Below are 16,385 nucleotides of genomic sequence, written 5' to 3' on the forward strand. Positions count from 1 at the left end.
TATGTTAAAAAATTTCTGCTGGATCTACTTTGCGGAGCTTATTTGTAGATAAAAATCCCGAAACCAAACACATGATAGTTGCAGATATCAAGACGGAGAATGCTTTGTTTATATCCATATTAATTGGTAATTTAGTTACATTCTTCGCAAGATCATAAAGTCCAATAGATATAGCAAAGCCGGGAATATAACCCAAAGCTGCTAAAATTAAAGCTTGTTGAAAAACTACAATCAAAAGATATTTATTTTTAAAACCCATTGCTTTGAGAGTGGCGAATTCCACAATGTGCATTGCGACATTACTATAAAGTATTTGATAAACAACAATAACACCAACAACAAAACCCATAACTACCATCAAGTTAAACACAAAACCAATAGGTGTTCTGAGAGTCCAATATTTTTTTTCAAAATCAATAAAATCTTTGCGCGTGATAATTATGACATCTTTAGGTAACTTAGCTGATAAACTTGCTAAAACTGTTTGTGGATCTGCATCAGGTTTGAGGCTAATTGTGCCTATATCTATCTTTTCTGCTGAACGTCCTTCAAAGATTCGCATGAAAGTAGACGAACTAACCATCAAATTTCCATCAACCCCAAAAGAAGGACCAAGACTAAATAAGCCACTGACTTTAACTTTATAACCTACTAAACCTTGATAACTAAATATTTCCAAACTCATAGGTTGCTTTTGCTGAAAATATTGAGCAATTGGACCAAACTCTGGACGAGCAGCACGGTCAAAAAACACCTGATCAGGTATTTGCAGTAATTTAAAATTTTCCTGAACTTCTGGTAAGTTAAAGATTGATTTCGCTGGATCAAAACCCAGCACATATATAGGATACTTGCGACCATTAAGCGGATTTTTAAGCTTGGCAAACTGCACATATAAAGGATTGACTGATTCGACACCAGGAAAAGCTAATGCTTGGTATAACCGACTGCGAGAAAAGCTTTGATTGGAAGTTAAAGATTTATACTGAGCGCTAATGATAAATAAATCTCCTTGCAGATTTTTATGTAACTGTGTAGCACTAGCATAGAGAGCATCTTGAAAGCCGATTTGCATAAACATTAAAACAGCAACAAAAGCAATCCCGGCTAAAGCCACAAAAAAGCGTACTTTTTGTTTGGCTAATTGTAGCCAAGCAAGAGGAATATTGAGAATCATGTTAAAAACCTCTGAGAGTCTAGACTATATTTGTCTAATACCGATTATTTATGAATTGGTAAGTAGCTTAACTGAGAGTCTAAGTAAATAGAAAACAACTTTAACCTTTTCCAATTTAAAATTTGAACCTGTTTAACCGCACAGTTTTAACATGGGTATTAATATTAATTGCCAACAGAGTTTATATCTTAATTATTACCTGCACCTGTAAATTAGTTAATGCTGCAACTCGTTGGTTATCTGTTGGTTTATCAATGCGAATTTTGACATCAACTATTTTGTTATCCGTATCGGCTCCAGGATTATTATTGAAGATATTTTGTTTACCAACTTGCAAACCAATATCTGTAACTGTTCCCCCTAACTTACCTGTAAAAGCGTCACTAATAATTACAGCCGACTGACCTAAACGCACTCGTTTAATATCAGTTTCATAAACTTCTGCTACTACATACATCTGGTCAGTACGACCTAATTGAGCTATGCCATTACTACCAATTATTTCTCCTGGCCAAGCATTAATTTTCAGAATTTGACCATCTATAGGTGAGCGGATAGAACTTAAATCTAACTCTGCTTGAGCTTGTTTAACTGATGCTTTTGCACTTTCAACATTAGCTTGGGCTGCTTTGACATCAGTAGGACGAACTTCAGCAATACTCCTAAGTTTAGCCTCACCTTCCGTTAACTGTTTTTGAAGAGTTTCTACAGTCCGGTTGAGGGAAGCATTAGCTTCATTTAGTTGCTGTTGTACCGTATCCCTTCGCAAGCGTTTAGTATCTGCATTAGAAGCAGAAATAGCACCCTCTTGATATAATTTTTGATATCGCTGATTCTCTGTTTCTGCATTTTGCAACTCAGCTTCTAGACGAGCAATTGTTGCTTTTTGGGTAAAAATTTCTCCACGTAACTCAGCTTCTAAACGAGCAATTGTTGCCTTTTGAGCATAAATATCTCCTTGCTTTGCTCCTGCTTCTACTTGCTTAAGACTAGCTTCGGCAACTTGTACTTGTCGTTTGGCTTTTTCTAAGGCTGCCAGATTACGAGCATAACTATCCAGAATTGCTACTGCTTGTCCTTTCCTGACTTTGTCGCCTTTATTTATTAGAAGTTTGGCAACTCTCACACCTCCTCCTTCGGAATTGGGAGCAGACAAACGAATAATCTCTCCTTGAGGTTCTAAACGTCCTAATGCAGCAACAGCAGTCACTTTAGGAGGAGAAATACTAGGAGGAGTTGGAGAATTTAATTTAGATGTGAAATGAAATCGTGAAAAGCTGTAGATAGATACTGCAACAGTCGCCACAGATGTAGCAATTGCCAAAGTTATCGATAACCAACCTACAGGTTTTGTCAATGACTGCTTGTCTTTGTGTACCATAATTTTGCCTTTTAAATTAGCAATTAGCACGTCGTCTTACTCCCTCTTAGGAGTTGACATAAATTCCTGTCTCTTCGCTTGAGACAAAGAAGTACACTCGATAGCATTCCCTGATAACTTTGGTTCAATTCTAAATATTTGGCAAAGATAAAGATAGTATCGCAAGGCGGAATTAAAAATTAAAAAAGCCAGCCGAACCAGCTTTTTATAAACTTCTTATTGTCTATCTATTTACGCCATGATGTACTAGAAAGATGGATAATATCAAGTTCGGATGAACACTTATAATTAGCGTTGATGGGTGGTAGTTTTGAATTTTAAGTAGTTAACCGAACTTGATATAAATCCTAAAATTATCCATCGATTATACCAAATTAGGATAGTTGATATTGTTTGAGATTTTTATAACAGTCTTTTAGTAAAGACAGTTAATGTGAAATCTAAAATCCAAACTTGGTATGATCTTTATCGACTGTCACTAGAGTTATTTATTAAGCATCACTTCTTTTTTCTTTTTGACAATTGCTAAGTATTCGTTGCGAGTTCCATCGACACGATAATGGTCACAAATTTGGCAGAGTTTGAGGATATCCAATCGGCTGAATACTTTTTGATGCTCAATACCATTGTCGTTGCGCCACCGCCAGAAAGTTGTTCTATCAATCCGGCGGTTGCTTTCAGTCCATCTTCGCCGTGATAGAAAATCTACCAATTCGTCTTCATAAAATGAGTAGCCTTTTGGTAATTTGATAAGTTCTTCTCTCAACTCATTTAGCGGTATGAGTGGATCTAGTTCAGATAGTCTCATGCCAGCAAGCCCTTATAGTTTCTTGTAAGTCCAATTTGTCACAAAGCTCAACGCAATACGGTTAAACTACATAAAGTTGTGCTAGAGTACTGCACGGTTAAGAGTGGATAGAGTAATGAATTGATCAGGTGAATTTATATATTGACTCTACCTAACTTTCTATCTAACCACTACCTTCAACCAACAGCATGGATTTACATTATTTAATCACAAACAATAAACTGATTAATACTCAATTTCAACCCATATGCAACAATTTTATTCAGAAATATTCAGTGATATGTCTAGATAAATGTTGTGGTCAGTTGTGTTAAATAATTATTTGCTATTTAACTAGATTTATCTTTGTTACTCATGTCCTGAAAATCATGAGATTTTTTATTGAAAAGACTAATTTTTTCATACTTTAGATATAGTAACTAGTTATTAACTTTACATTAATTTTCAATTATTGCTCAGAAAAAAGATTCTTTTTTCTAACAATCAAGTAGTTGATAAATATGGAAAATGTAAATTAGATATTAACTTAAGATAGATGCACAGTTTTCTCTTTGATGGCAAGAATTTACAAAATCTTAACTTAAAAATTCTGACTCTGTGGCTTACGGTTAATACAATGTTTGTAATATTGTAATAAATAAAACAATATGTATAGCCAGTAAAAAATAATTAACATCAAGTCAGGTATTGATAATTATGAAGATTTCAATAATCTTAAATAAAGAATATTTTTAATTAATGCAACATTATTAAAAATTCGTTGATATTAGCTCATACTTGATCAGTAATTGGATTAGGAAATATCTCTCAAAGATGACTCTAGTAACTTTATAGTTTGCACGACTTTATTTAGTTGCATCTAAGTTGCATATGAGTTGTAAAAGCTTTGTCACTAGCCTAATATAAACCTAAGCGGCAATTTCAGGAATGATACAGGGAAGAAAATTGATTTTTCTGCATAAAGCTGTTTAAGCTTTAGCCGCAAAGCGATGCATCATACCAAATTTTAGCTAACAATCAATAATTTATTAGTTAGTGAGAGAAGATTGTTGTCTCTAGATTCTGACTTTTAATAGTTCTAATTACCAGAGAGAACAACTATTTCAGCCCCTATACATTGCATGAGCAAAATAGTGAAGATATAGTCATGGCTGCTTGCCAATTTGAAGCTGCATTCGCACAATTGCAATCTGAAATTAGCAATTGTGAAAAAGCCCTGCTTAAGCTGATTAAGGTAAAAAAAAATATGCATACAAACAAAAATAATCTCAGTCAAATTAATGCAAAATTGCAGCAAACTAATGTGGCAATTATTGGCATGGCTTCTATATTTCCCCAATCAAAAAATTTACAGGAATATTGGGACAAAATTATTCAAAAAGTTGATTGTATTACTGATGTTCCTCCTTCTCGTTGGAGTATAGACGATTATTATGATCCCAACCCGAAGACACCGGATAAAACTTACTGTAAACGGGGTGGATTTATTCCCGATATTGATTTTAATCCTCTGGAATTTGGCTTACCTCCCAATATCTTAGAGGTGACAGATATTTCCCAGTTACTAGGATTGGTAGTTGCTAAAGCAGCGATAGAAGATGCTGGTTACGGGGAATCTCCACAGTTGAACCGCGATATTTACGATCGCACTGGGGTAGTCTTAGGAGTAGCCATTGGTAGACAATTAGCAATCCCTCTCAGCAGCAGGTTACAATATCCAGTCTGGGAAAAAGTCCTCAAAAGCAGCGGTTTATCAAACGAAGACACCCAAAAAATCATTGCCAAAATCCAAAGTGCATATGTGCAATGGGAAGAAAATGCCTTCCCCGGTATGTTAGCTAACGTCATTTCTGGACGTATCGCCAATCGCCTCGACTTAGGAGGGTTGAACTGTGTAGTTGATGCAGCTTGCGCCAGTTCCTTAGGTGCGTTAAAAATGGCAATTAGCGAGTTAGTTGAACATCGCGCCGATATGATGATTACAGGTGGCGTTGATACCGATAACTCCATTTTGGCCTATATGTGTTTTAGTAAAACACCCGCCGTTTCTCCTAGTGAAAACGTCAAACCCTTCGATGTCGATTCTGATGGGATGATGTTGGGAGAAGGGGTAGGGATGTTGGTACTCAAGCGTTTAGAAGATGCCCAACGAGATAATGATCGCATCTATGCAGTTATTAAAGGCATTGGCACTTCTAGCGATGGCAGGTATAAAAGTATCTATGCACCCCGTTCGGAAGGACAAGTTAAAGCCTTACACCGTGCTTATGAAGATGCGGGATTTTCACCGTCGAGTGTGGGTTTAATGGAAGCACATGGTACGGGAACGATGGTGGGAGATCCTACAGAATTCAGTTCTATCAAAGAAGTTTTTGGGGAAAACAATCCTAAAAAACAATATATTGCTTTGGGAACTGTCAAATCTCAAATTGGACATACCAAAGCCGCCGCAGGTGCAGCAAGTCTGATTAAAACTGCTTTAGCATTACATCACAAAGTATTACCACCCACAATTAACATTACTAAACCACATCCAAAACTGAATATTGAGACTTCTCCATTTTATTTAAATACAGAAACCAGACCTTGGATTACTAACCAACCCAGACGGGCGGGGGTGAGTGCTTTTGGCTTTGGGGGAACTAATTATCACGTCGTTTTGGAAGAATACGAACCTGAACATAATCACTCCTATCGTTTACACAATACTGCCAAATCAATACTGTTATTTGCACCCACAACTCCAGAGTTATTATCTCGCTGTTTAGATATCCAACAAAAGTTGCAATCAGAAGATAAAGAACGGCATTATCAACAATTAATTACAGAATGTGAATCTGTAAAAATTCCTGTCAATCATGCCAGAGTGGGGTTTGTCGCTGATTCTTTGACGCAAGCTGGAGAATTTTTGCAAATCATTATTGACTCGCTGAAAAATAAGCCAGAAGCCGAATCTTGGGAACATCCGAAAAGAATTTACTACCGCCAAAGAGGGATAGAAACTTCAGGTAAAGTGGTGGCTTTGTTTTCTGGGCAAGGTTCCCAATATTTAGAAATGGGGCGGGAAGTTGCAGTTAACTTTCCTTACTTGCGTCAAATCTATGCTCACATGGATAACTTGTTGTGTGAAGATGGGTTACGCCCCCTATCCGAAGTAGTTTTTCCACCGCCAGTGTTTGATACAACACAAAAAGCCAGTCAATTAGCAGCATTGCAAATGACGGAATATGCACAGCCTGCAATTGGTGCTTTTAGTGCTGGGTTGTACAAGATATTGCAACAAGCTGGGTTTAAGCCAGATTTTGTTGCCGGTCATAGTTTCGGAGAATTGACGGCTTTGTGGGCTGGGGGTGTGTTGAGTGAGGAGGATTACTTGTTCTTAGTGAAAGCTAGGGGACAAGCGATGGCTACACCAGCAGATTCTCAATTTGATGCGGGAGGGATGTTAGCGGTACAAGGGGATGTCATTCAGGTGACAGAATTGATTCAGAATTTCCCCCAAATTGCGATCGCTAATTGCAATTCTCAGCGTCAGGTAGTATTGGCTGGGAAAAAGACCGAAATTGCCCAAGTGCAGGATTTTCTCAAGCAGAAGGGTTTTTCTACTGTTTTACTGGGAGTTTCCGCAGCTTTTCACACACCTTTGGTAGCCCATGCACAGAAACCTTTTGCTAAAGCAATTGAAAAGGTGACTTTCAACGCTCCACAAATTCCAGTTTATACCAATGTCACAGGCGGATGTTATCCCAATGAAGCCTCAGCAATTCAAAAAATTCTCAAGGAACATTTGCTAAATCAGGTATTGTTTCAGCAGGAAATTGAGAATCTTTATAAGTCTGGTGGGTATTGTTTTGTGGAGTTTGGCCCCAAAAATATTCTTACCAAGTTGGTGAAAGATATTTTGAGTGGAAAACCACATCTAGCTGTGGCTTTAAATGGGAATCCTACTAAGAATAGCAGCGACGATGATCGCACTTTACGAGAAGCAGTAATACAGTTGCGGGTGGCTGGATTACCGTTGCAAAATTTAGACCCTTACCAAATTTCTACCAAAATTCCCAAAGTTGATCAAAAGAAGGTTTTGAATGTGCGTTTGAATAGCACTAATTTGGATGACAAAACTCAACAAGCTTTTGCAAAATCACTGCAAAATGGGCATATAGTTAATGTCCAAACAGCCACAGTCAAGGATTTAGAAGCAGTTAACAATAACGGTAAATCTGTAAATAACGGACATCATTTAGAAGCAGTTAACAATAACGGTAAATCTGTAAATAACCAGAAATTGGATCAAGTGGAAATTCAACCGCAGAACTACGAACGAGTGATTGACAGTTTAGAGTACTCTCTGTCAGAATTCGAGCGCCAGCAACGTGATATTATGCACGTTCATGAACAATCTTTGACAAATCAGACAGAGTACACAAAAAACTTTGTCCAGTTAATGCAACAGCAGCATTCCTTATTAAAAAATTGTCAAGTAACTGAAGATCAGACACAACAAAATGCGATCGCTAGTTCTGAGCGTAGCATAATGCGGTTTCACGATCATCAAACTGACACCCTCCACATCCATCAGCAATATTTAAACTATCAGCAAGAATACATTCACAAATACTTCCAACTGATTCAGGAACATTATCAGGTTTTACTTCCAGATGATACTTCTCAACCTCAACCAGAATCCAGAGATATTACACACAACATCACCACAATATCACCATCCTCAGCACAGGAAGAGTTATATCATAATCCATTAAATGCTGATCATCAAGACAGCAAGGAGTATGAAAAAGAAGAGTTTAGCAACTTCTCCACAACTACGGGAATTATCACTAATCAACCGGACTTGATATTAGAAGAAAAATCCCACCATGATCATCATATAGAAGCAAAAGACATTGCCACTATCACCGTAGCACCCACAACACTCAACAGTATTGATCTTAATCATCTCCAACCCACTCTACTCAACATCGTTAGTGATAAAACAGGTTATCCAGTAGAAATGTTAGACCTGTCAATGGATATTGAAGCAGACTTGGGAATTGATTCCATCAAACGGGTAGAAATTCTCGGTGGTTTGCTAGAATTATATCCCGATTTACCCAAACCAAACCCAGAAGAATTAGGTCAATTACGTACTCTGGCACAAATTGTCGAGTATATACAAACTCAAGTGCGAGACTTACCTAATAATCAAGTAGAAGTTTCAGAAACAACTATTTCTCCACCACAGACTTTAATTGAAATTCCTCACCAAATCCCCAAATCTAACTCAGAAAATATCTCCACACCTCCCATAGATTTTGTAGCAAAAGAATTAGCAACAAATATACCCGCAGACTTGAGTAATGTTCTCCTCAACATTGTCAGTGATAAGACAGGTTATCCAGCAGAGATGTTAGACCTGTCAATGGATATTGAAGCAGATTTGGGAATTGATTCCATTAAACGGGTAGAAATTCTCGGTAGTTTGCTAGAAATTTACCCCGATTTACCCAAACCAAACCCAGAAGAATTAGGTCAATTGCGAACTCTGGGTCAAATTGTCGAATATGTACAACATCAGATCAAGGGAATATCATCTGCGGTTGAACAGGATAATAAGGCGACACAAAAAGTTGTTTTTGATCAGCAATTAGCGGAACTTGATATTAATCCTAATCCTAAAATTTTCCGCAGTCCAGCCAAATTAAAGCAACTTCCCCAACCAGACATTTTAGATTTTACCATTCCTGACAACCATATCATCTTGATCACTGATGATGGTTCCACCACCACAGAGAAATTAGCAGCAGCTTTAACAGCACAGGGTTGGAAAACTGTAGTTTTAAGTTTTCCCTCTCTTGAATCAAAGTTAGCTGAAAATATTAATCGAGTAGTACTGACTGATTGGAATGAAGAAAGTTTACAATATCAGTTGGAAAATATCTCTCATCAATATGGCGCTGTAGCTGCATTTATTCACCTGCACCCCTTTCACAATATCAACCATCTGGAAACAGAAAAAAATATTCTCCGCCATGTCTTTTTAATCGCCAAACATCTCAAAGAACCACTCAATCAAGCCGCAAATCAAGACCGCAGTTATTTCTTTACCATAGCACATCTAGATGGACAATTTGGACTCGGACACACAACCAAATTCAGCGCCATTACGGCGGGACTATTTGGACTTACTAAAAGTTTAAATCAAGAATGGGAAAATGTATTTTGTCGTTCCTGTGATTTAAGTCCTGATTTAGATGAAGAGACATCATTAAAACAGATTCTCGCTGAACTTAAAGATCCTAATCTGTTAATTACAGAAGTCGGATATAGCGACAAAGGAAGATTCACTTTAGTTGCGGATACTCCCATCCAATTACCCATTAGCAATGATCCATTATTTATTACCAAAAATCAAGTATTTTTAGTCAGTGGTGGCGCAAAAGGAATTACCGCCCAATGTGTAATTAAACTAGCCCAAGAATCGCAATGTAAATTTATCCTTTTGGGGCGTTCGAGTACAGAATCAGAACCTGTATGGGCTGAAGGTTGCGAAAATGAAGCTGAACTAAAACAGCGGATTATGGAGGATTTTCAGGCGAAAGGAGAAAAACCAAGCCCAATAATGGTGCAGAAAAAATATCAAGCGATTTCTGCCCAACGAGAAATTCAAAATACTCTCAAAGCTATTGAAAAAGCCGGAGGAAAAGCTGAATATTTGAGTGTAGATGTGACTGAAAGAGTTTTGTTACAAGAAAAACTTGCGCCTGTAATTGAACGTTTAGGGGCAATAACTGGAATTATTCACGGTGCGGGTAATTTGGCAGATAAGCGAATTGAGAAAAAATCTATTCAGGATTTTGAAACCGTTTATGCCGCCAAAGTCAAGGGTTTAGAAAATCTGCTGCACTGTGTACCACCTAGCCAACTGCAATATTTAGTTTTGTTTTCTTCTGTGGTTGGCTTTTATGGTAATGTTGGACAATCGGATTATGCAATTGCTAACGAAATCCTCAACAAATCTGCCCATCTTATCAAACTTAATCACCCCGATTGTCATGTAGTTGCTATTAACTGGGGTCCTTGGGATAGTGGCATGGTATCACCAGAATTAAAGAAAGCTTTCGCAGAACGCGGAATTGAAACTATTCCCATAAAACTCGGCGCACAGATGTTAGTTAATGAACTGAAAAATCAGAATCACGAAACCGTGCAAGTGGTAATTGGTAGTCCTTTAGTTTCTGTCCCCACTACCTTAAAAAGCGAATTAAAAAAATATCGCATTCACCGCCAATTAACATTAGCAGCTAATCCATTTTTACATGATCATGTAATCGTCGGTCGCCCCGTTCTTCCTGCTACTTGTGGACTATCATGGATGGCTAATAGTTGTGAACAACTTTATCCTGGTTATCAAGCTCTTTGTTTTCCCAAATTCAAAGTTTTGAAAGGAATTATATTTGATGAAACTTTAGCCAAGCAATACACTTTAGAATTGCAAGAAATTGCTAAGATTGAAAACAAAGAAATAGAATTTACTGCTAAAATTAGTAGTAAGAGTCCAGATGGAAAAATCCGTTATCATTTCAGTAGTAATATTATCCTGAAACGGTCAGCTTCTACTCCCCCTAACTATGAATTCCTGAACTTACAGCAGGATGACCAATTCCTTTCTAAGAATCAATTACTTTATCAACATGGGGCAAGTAGCTTATTTCACGGAACTACCTTTCAAGGCGTTAAATCTGTATTAAATGCCAGTCCCGCTAAACTCACTCTAGAATGTTATTTACCACAACCAACATCACAGCAACAGGGACAGTTTCCAGTCCAGACATTTAATCCCTATATTGCCGATGTACAGATACATTTCCTCTGGATTTGGACACAGCAATTTCATCAATTAGGTTGTTTACCGGCAGAGATACAAAGTTTTGAACAGTTCGCACCTGTCCCATTTGATGAAACGTTTTATGTTACTTGTGAAATTAAATCTCAGACTGCATTAACTGCAATGGCTGATGTTATTACTCACAATCGTCAAGGGCAAGTTTATAATCGCATGATTGGTGCTAAGGGAACTATTTTGAGTCAACCAATTTGAGGATTTTTAACCGCAGATTTTTATATTACAGCGATTTTCAGCAAAAATCTGTTGTAGGGTGCTTTACTACTGCATAAATCCTGTAAATAAACAGATTGTTGATATCTGACGCACCCTACCAATGTGCCAGTTGCGTAAGTCCTGTTGATAAGTGATTAGGCGGACATGATATCAGACCTCAAATACAGCGGATTCCTTTGTTATAAGGTACATCATAGCCCTCTCATTGCTTGCTTGGGGGTGGGGTTCTTGTACCTCATGAAACTGAGAAGTGCTGTAAGGACTAAAGTCCTGACTACAAACCTTGAATTATTCACCCTGCTCTACTTAACTGAACCAGATTGCAACATAATGGAGAATAATAATGAAAGAATTTTACCAAAATCAATCTCAGAAAATGGCAATAGTGGGGATGAATTGTCATACTGCTGGTTGTCAGGAATTAGATGCCTTTGAACGCTGCATTTATGAAGGTAAACAGCATTTTGTTTCTGCCAATTATGCCAATGAAGCATTACCTTTAATTGATTTTTACAAATTGCCAATTACCCCAGAGGAAATTAATCAACTCCCACTTCCACAATTGTTAATGCTGAAAGTGGCTGCTCGTACTCTCCAAGATGCCAAACTGCAACCAGAAACAAAAATAGCAGTGATCATGGTGAGTACACCTCAAGGTGATAAACCCAATAAATTAGCTAGTTATATTTCCCGTCTTTGGGATGCCACTAGTCCTGCTTTCGGTGAAGAAAATTCAGTTTTTTCTGCCTTACATTTGGCACAAAAGTTATTAATTAATCAGCAAGTAGATGCTGTTTTAGTTGCCGCAATGGATTTTGCTAGGGAGAAAAATCACGTCGCAGGTGTCAATACCCTTAGTTATGATCAAAAAGCTGATGGTATTCTAGTAGGAGAAGGTGCCGGCGCTGTGGTCTTGCAACTTCACAACATAGCCAAACAAAAACATCACCGCATATATGCAGTAATTGATGGTTTGAGTGTGGTGCAGAATTCCCTACACAACTCAGAAGCAGTCACCCAAGCTTGTGAAATGGCTTTTAATCTTGCAGATATTCAACCTCAAGATATTAGCTATTTGGAACTTTGTGCTAGTGGTATTCCTCAACAAGATAATGCGGAAATTCAAGGTTTAGTTCAAGCTTATGGAACTACAAATGCAAAATTAAGTTGTGCAGTTGGTAGTGTCAAAGCTAATATTGGTCATACTCACGCCGCTTCAGGAATTATCAGCCTCATTAAAACAGCACTTTGTTTATATCACCGTTACATTCCCGCTGTTCCCCAGTGGTCTAGCCCCAAACAGCCGGAAGTGTGGAATGACAGTCCCTTTTATGTAGCCACACAATCTAAACCTTGGTTTGTAGAACCAGGTGCAGATAAAAGAATAGCTGCTGTTAATAGTTTGGAATTAGATGGCAGTTATGTACACGTAATTTTATCAGAAGAACCCACTCAGATAGAACGTCACAGCCAATATTTAGCACAAATACCTTATTATCTTTTTGCTTTGGCTGCTGATAATCGCTCTTCTCTATTAGAGCAGCTAAATAGACTCCAACAAACTATCCAAGATTCTCTCTCCCTATCTCACACCGCCAGCCAGAACTTTAGAGAATTTCAGAAGCGTCAAACAGCAACCTACGCTTTAGCAATTTTGGGACGGAATCAAGATGAATTAACACGAGAAATTCAGCGAGCAATTCAAGGTGTTACAGTTGCTTTTGATACTGGCAAAGACTGGCAAACCCCTATCGGAAGTTATTTTACACCCAAACCACAAGGAAAAATTGGTAAAGTCGCCTTTGTTTACTCTGGTTCTTTCACTTCTTATATTGGACTATGCCGTAATTTATTTCATATGTTTCCTCAACTTTATGAGGACAAAATAGTTAAAAGTGTTTACAACCGCGTTGCTAACATTGAAAAACTTCTTTATCCCCGCAGCGTCAATAAATTATCAAATAGACAACTAGAAGCCTTAGAACAGCAATTAATTGATGACCCAGTAGCAATGCTGGAATCAGAAGTTGGCTTTGCTGGACTCATAACCGCAATTCTCAAAAATTATTTCCAAATCCAACACCAATGCGCCTTTGGTTACAGCCTTGGCGAAACTAGTATGATGTTAGCCCAAGGTGTCTGGACTAGCTTTAAACAAACTAGTGATTACTTAAACTCATCACCCCTTTTTAAAACCCAGCTATCCGGTCCTAAAAATGCCGTTCGTCAATGTTGGGGATTACCATTAGATAATCAAAATCTAGGATTCTGGAGTAACTATATTCTCATCTGTCCAGTATCCCAGGTCAGGGAAGCTATTAAACATGAGAAACGGGTCTATATACCTTTAATTAACACACCAGAAGAAGTTGTAATTGCTGGAGAAACACAAGCTTGTCAAAGAGTAATTCAACAACTAAATTGTGATGCTTTTCCCACTTCTATCGATCATGTAATTCATTGCGACCCCATGCGCTCTGAATACAAAGAACTGCAAAAAATTAATACTTTACCCATTCAAAACATCCCCGATTTGACTTTTTATTCCGCCGCCGAATATGAACCAATTACCATCGATAGCCAAACAATTGGCAACAACATAGCTAAATCTCTTTGTCAAGAACTTGATTTTCCTCGCTTAATTAACCGGGTCTACCAAGACAACTACAGAATATTTATTGAAGTAGGTGTTGGTGGTAATTGCTCCAGATGGATTAGTGAAACACTCAAGGAAAAAGAACACGTCGCCGTATCTATAAATAAAAGAGGCGTAGATGACCATACCTCAATTATTAGAGCCTTAGGTAAACTCCTCAGTCATCGAGTTGCATTAGATATATCACCTTTGTATGTTCCTTCTTCAGCAGACAATCAGCCAAATTTCAAAGTAGAAAATAACCCACAGCCTCAAAATCAATCTTTAACTTCTCATCCCCATAAAATTTGGAAATCAACCCCCTCACAACTTCCAAATTTACGCAAATACCACCGACAAAAATTGAGTCATAACAATGCAGTTATGACAAAAACGCACAGTTTTTTATTAAAGTCTCGCCAGGAATCACTAGAGCAAATACATCTCTTGATTCAGCAACAAATAGACTTTTATAAACGGATAGTTTAAAGGTATTCATAAACTCTCCAATGATTGTCATAGCATAACTAAAATACTATGGGTTGGGCTGAAAAGCCCACCCGAATAATACCAAAATAATACCAATTAGATTTCCAGAGGAATACTAACGTGTTAAACACAAAAAATATCCTAGAACAGCAGAATAATTCTCTCAAAATATCTAGCTTATTGAGCCACTATCACCAACCTTGGCAAGGAAATATAAATACTGTTTCATTTGATGCAGAAGGTATTAAATCTAAACTGAGGAATTTAGAAAAACCATGTTATATACTAAAAAAAGAAGGGCAAATAGGAATTAGCAATGAATTAAATATAGTCCATTATAATCATAGCAACTCAGCCAAAATAGAAACCTTAATTTCTGTTCCATCTTTATCAATTCAACAATTAGGTGATCCAACCTTTCTTGATTTTTACGGAGTCAAATATGCCTATGCTACAGGTGCAATGGCTCAGGGAATTGCTTCCGAAGAATTAGTAATTGCGTTAGGAAAAGAAAGGATTTTAAGTTCATTTGGTGCAGGAGGTTTATCTCCTCACCGTGTCGAATCAGCCATTAACCGCATTCAACAAGCTTTACAGCAAAAACCTTACGCATTTAACTTACTTCATAGTCCCAGTGAACCAGCTATTGAACGTCGTAGCATAGATTTATATCTGCAATATCAAGTCAGCATAATTGAAGCTTCTGCATTTTTAGATTTGACTGATAACATCGTTTACTATCGAGCCGCAGGACTAAGTTTAAATTCAGCCAATCAAATCGAAATCAAAAATAAAGTCATTGCTAAAGTTTCACGTCGAGAAGTTGCAACTAAATTTCTTCAACCTGCTCCCGTAAAAATTCTCAAACAATTAGTTAAACAAGGTCTTATTAGTGAATTACAAGCCACTCTTGCCGAAAAAATTCCGATGGCTGATGATATTACCGTAGAAGCAGATTCTGGAGGTCATACAGATAATCGTCCGCTCATTTGTTTATTACCTTCTATTTTGGAATTGCGAGATGAAATTCAAGCTAAATATTGTTATAAACAACCAGTAAGGATTGGTGTAGCAGGTGGAATTTCTACCCCACAATCAGCATTAGCTGCTTTTATGATGGGTGCAGCTTATGTAGTCACCGGCTCTATTAATCAATCTTGCATTGAAGCTGGAACTTCTCAATATACCAAAGAATTACTAGCTCAATCAGAAATGGCTGATGTGATGATGGCTCCCGCAGCGGATATGTTTGAAATGGGAGTAAAATTGCAAGTTCTCAAACGTGGAACACTCTTTCCTCTCCGCGCTCAAAAATTATTAGAATTATACAAAAACTATAACTCAATTGAAGAAATTCCTCCAGCAGAACTGGAAAAATTAGAAAAGCAAATTCTGAAAAAGACAGTACAAGAAGTTTGGCAAGAAACTGTTACTTATTTATCTCAACGTAACCCAGAAAAATTAAACAAAGCACTTAGTAATTCCAAGCTAAAAATGGCTTTAATTTTCCGCTGGTATCTGGGACTATCTTCCCGCTGGTCTAATACTGGTGAAAAAGGTCGAGAAATTGATTACCAAATTTGGTGTGGTCCAGCCATGGGTAGCTTTAATAATTGGGTGAAAGGTTCCTATTTATCTGAATCCAAAAATCGAAAAGTCGTGGATATTGCTGACCATATTATGACAGGTGCAGCATTTTTGTACCGCATTCAAAGTTTAAAAATTCAAGGATTAACAATTCCAGATGAATATGGTCAATATCGTCCAGAAGGTTGATAA

Annotated in this window: 6 protein-coding genes; 3 read left to right on the top strand and 3 right to left on the bottom strand. The window is 37.5% G+C overall.

Going from position 1 to position 16,385, the window contains the following annotated elements; genetic code table 11:
- Nucleotides 1–4 precede the first annotated feature (4 nt).
- From devC to ANA7108_RS0117170, 3 genes are all read right to left on the bottom strand, one after another.
- Nucleotides 5–1,177, bottom strand: a complete 1,173-nt coding sequence (gene devC / locus ANA7108_RS0117160; protein WP_016952037.1) for an ABC transporter permease DevC — start codon at nucleotides 1,175–1,177, stop codon at nucleotides 5–7.
- 181 nt (nucleotides 1,178–1,358) lie between these two features.
- Complete coding sequence (locus ANA7108_RS0117165) at nucleotides 1,359–2,558, bottom strand: ABC exporter membrane fusion protein (RefSeq protein WP_026104253.1); 1,200 nt, start codon at nucleotides 2,556–2,558, stop codon at nucleotides 1,359–1,361.
- Nucleotides 2,559–3,042: 484 nt separating this feature from the next.
- Entirely contained in the window at nucleotides 3,043–3,366 is a 324-nt protein-coding gene (locus tag ANA7108_RS0117170) for a hypothetical protein (protein ID WP_016952039.1), read from the bottom strand.
- 1,147 nt (nucleotides 3,367–4,513) lie between these two features.
- On the opposite strand from ANA7108_RS0117170, the gene ANA7108_RS0117175 reads away from it, so the two are divergent.
- From ANA7108_RS0117175 to ANA7108_RS0117185, 3 genes are all read left to right on the top strand, one after another.
- On the top strand, nucleotides 4,514–11,461 hold the full coding sequence (locus ANA7108_RS0117175; protein ID WP_016952040.1) for a type I polyketide synthase: 6,948 nt from the start codon (nucleotides 4,514–4,516) through the stop codon (nucleotides 11,459–11,461).
- A 364-nt stretch (nucleotides 11,462–11,825) separates the two neighbouring features.
- Nucleotides 11,826–14,606: a type I polyketide synthase gene (locus tag ANA7108_RS0117180; protein ID WP_016952041.1), complete on the top strand. Its 2,781-nt coding sequence runs from the start codon at nucleotides 11,826–11,828 to the stop codon at nucleotides 14,604–14,606.
- 120 nt (nucleotides 14,607–14,726) lie between these two features.
- The gene (locus ANA7108_RS0117185; RefSeq protein WP_016952042.1) at nucleotides 14,727–16,382 is read left to right on the top strand and encodes a PfaD family polyunsaturated fatty acid/polyketide biosynthesis protein; all 1,656 of its coding nucleotides are present in this window, start codon (nucleotides 14,727–14,729) and stop codon (nucleotides 16,380–16,382) included.
- The last annotated feature ends 3 nt before the right edge of the window (nucleotides 16,383–16,385 follow it).

Source organism: Anabaena sp. PCC 7108, from assembly GCF_000332135.1.
Lineage (GTDB): Bacteria > Cyanobacteriota > Cyanobacteriia > Cyanobacteriales > Nostocaceae > Anabaena.

Excerpts from the sequence above, each read along its gene's own strand:
- devC (WP_016952037.1), bottom strand. The coding sequence starts at position 1,177 with ATGATTCTCAATATTCCTCTTGCTTGGCTACAATTAGCCAAACAAAAA.
- ANA7108_RS0117165 (WP_026104253.1), bottom strand. The coding sequence starts at position 2,558 with ATGGTACACAAAGACAAGCAGTCATTGACAAAACCTGTAGGTTGGTTA.
- ANA7108_RS0117170 (WP_016952039.1), bottom strand. The coding sequence starts at position 3,366 with ATGAGACTATCTGAACTAGATCCACTCATACCGCTAAATGAGTTGAGA.
- ANA7108_RS0117175 (WP_016952040.1), top strand. The coding sequence starts at position 4,514 with ATGGCTGCTTGCCAATTTGAAGCTGCATTCGCACAATTGCAATCTGAA.
- ANA7108_RS0117180 (WP_016952041.1), top strand. The coding sequence starts at position 11,826 with ATGAAAGAATTTTACCAAAATCAATCTCAGAAAATGGCAATAGTGGGG.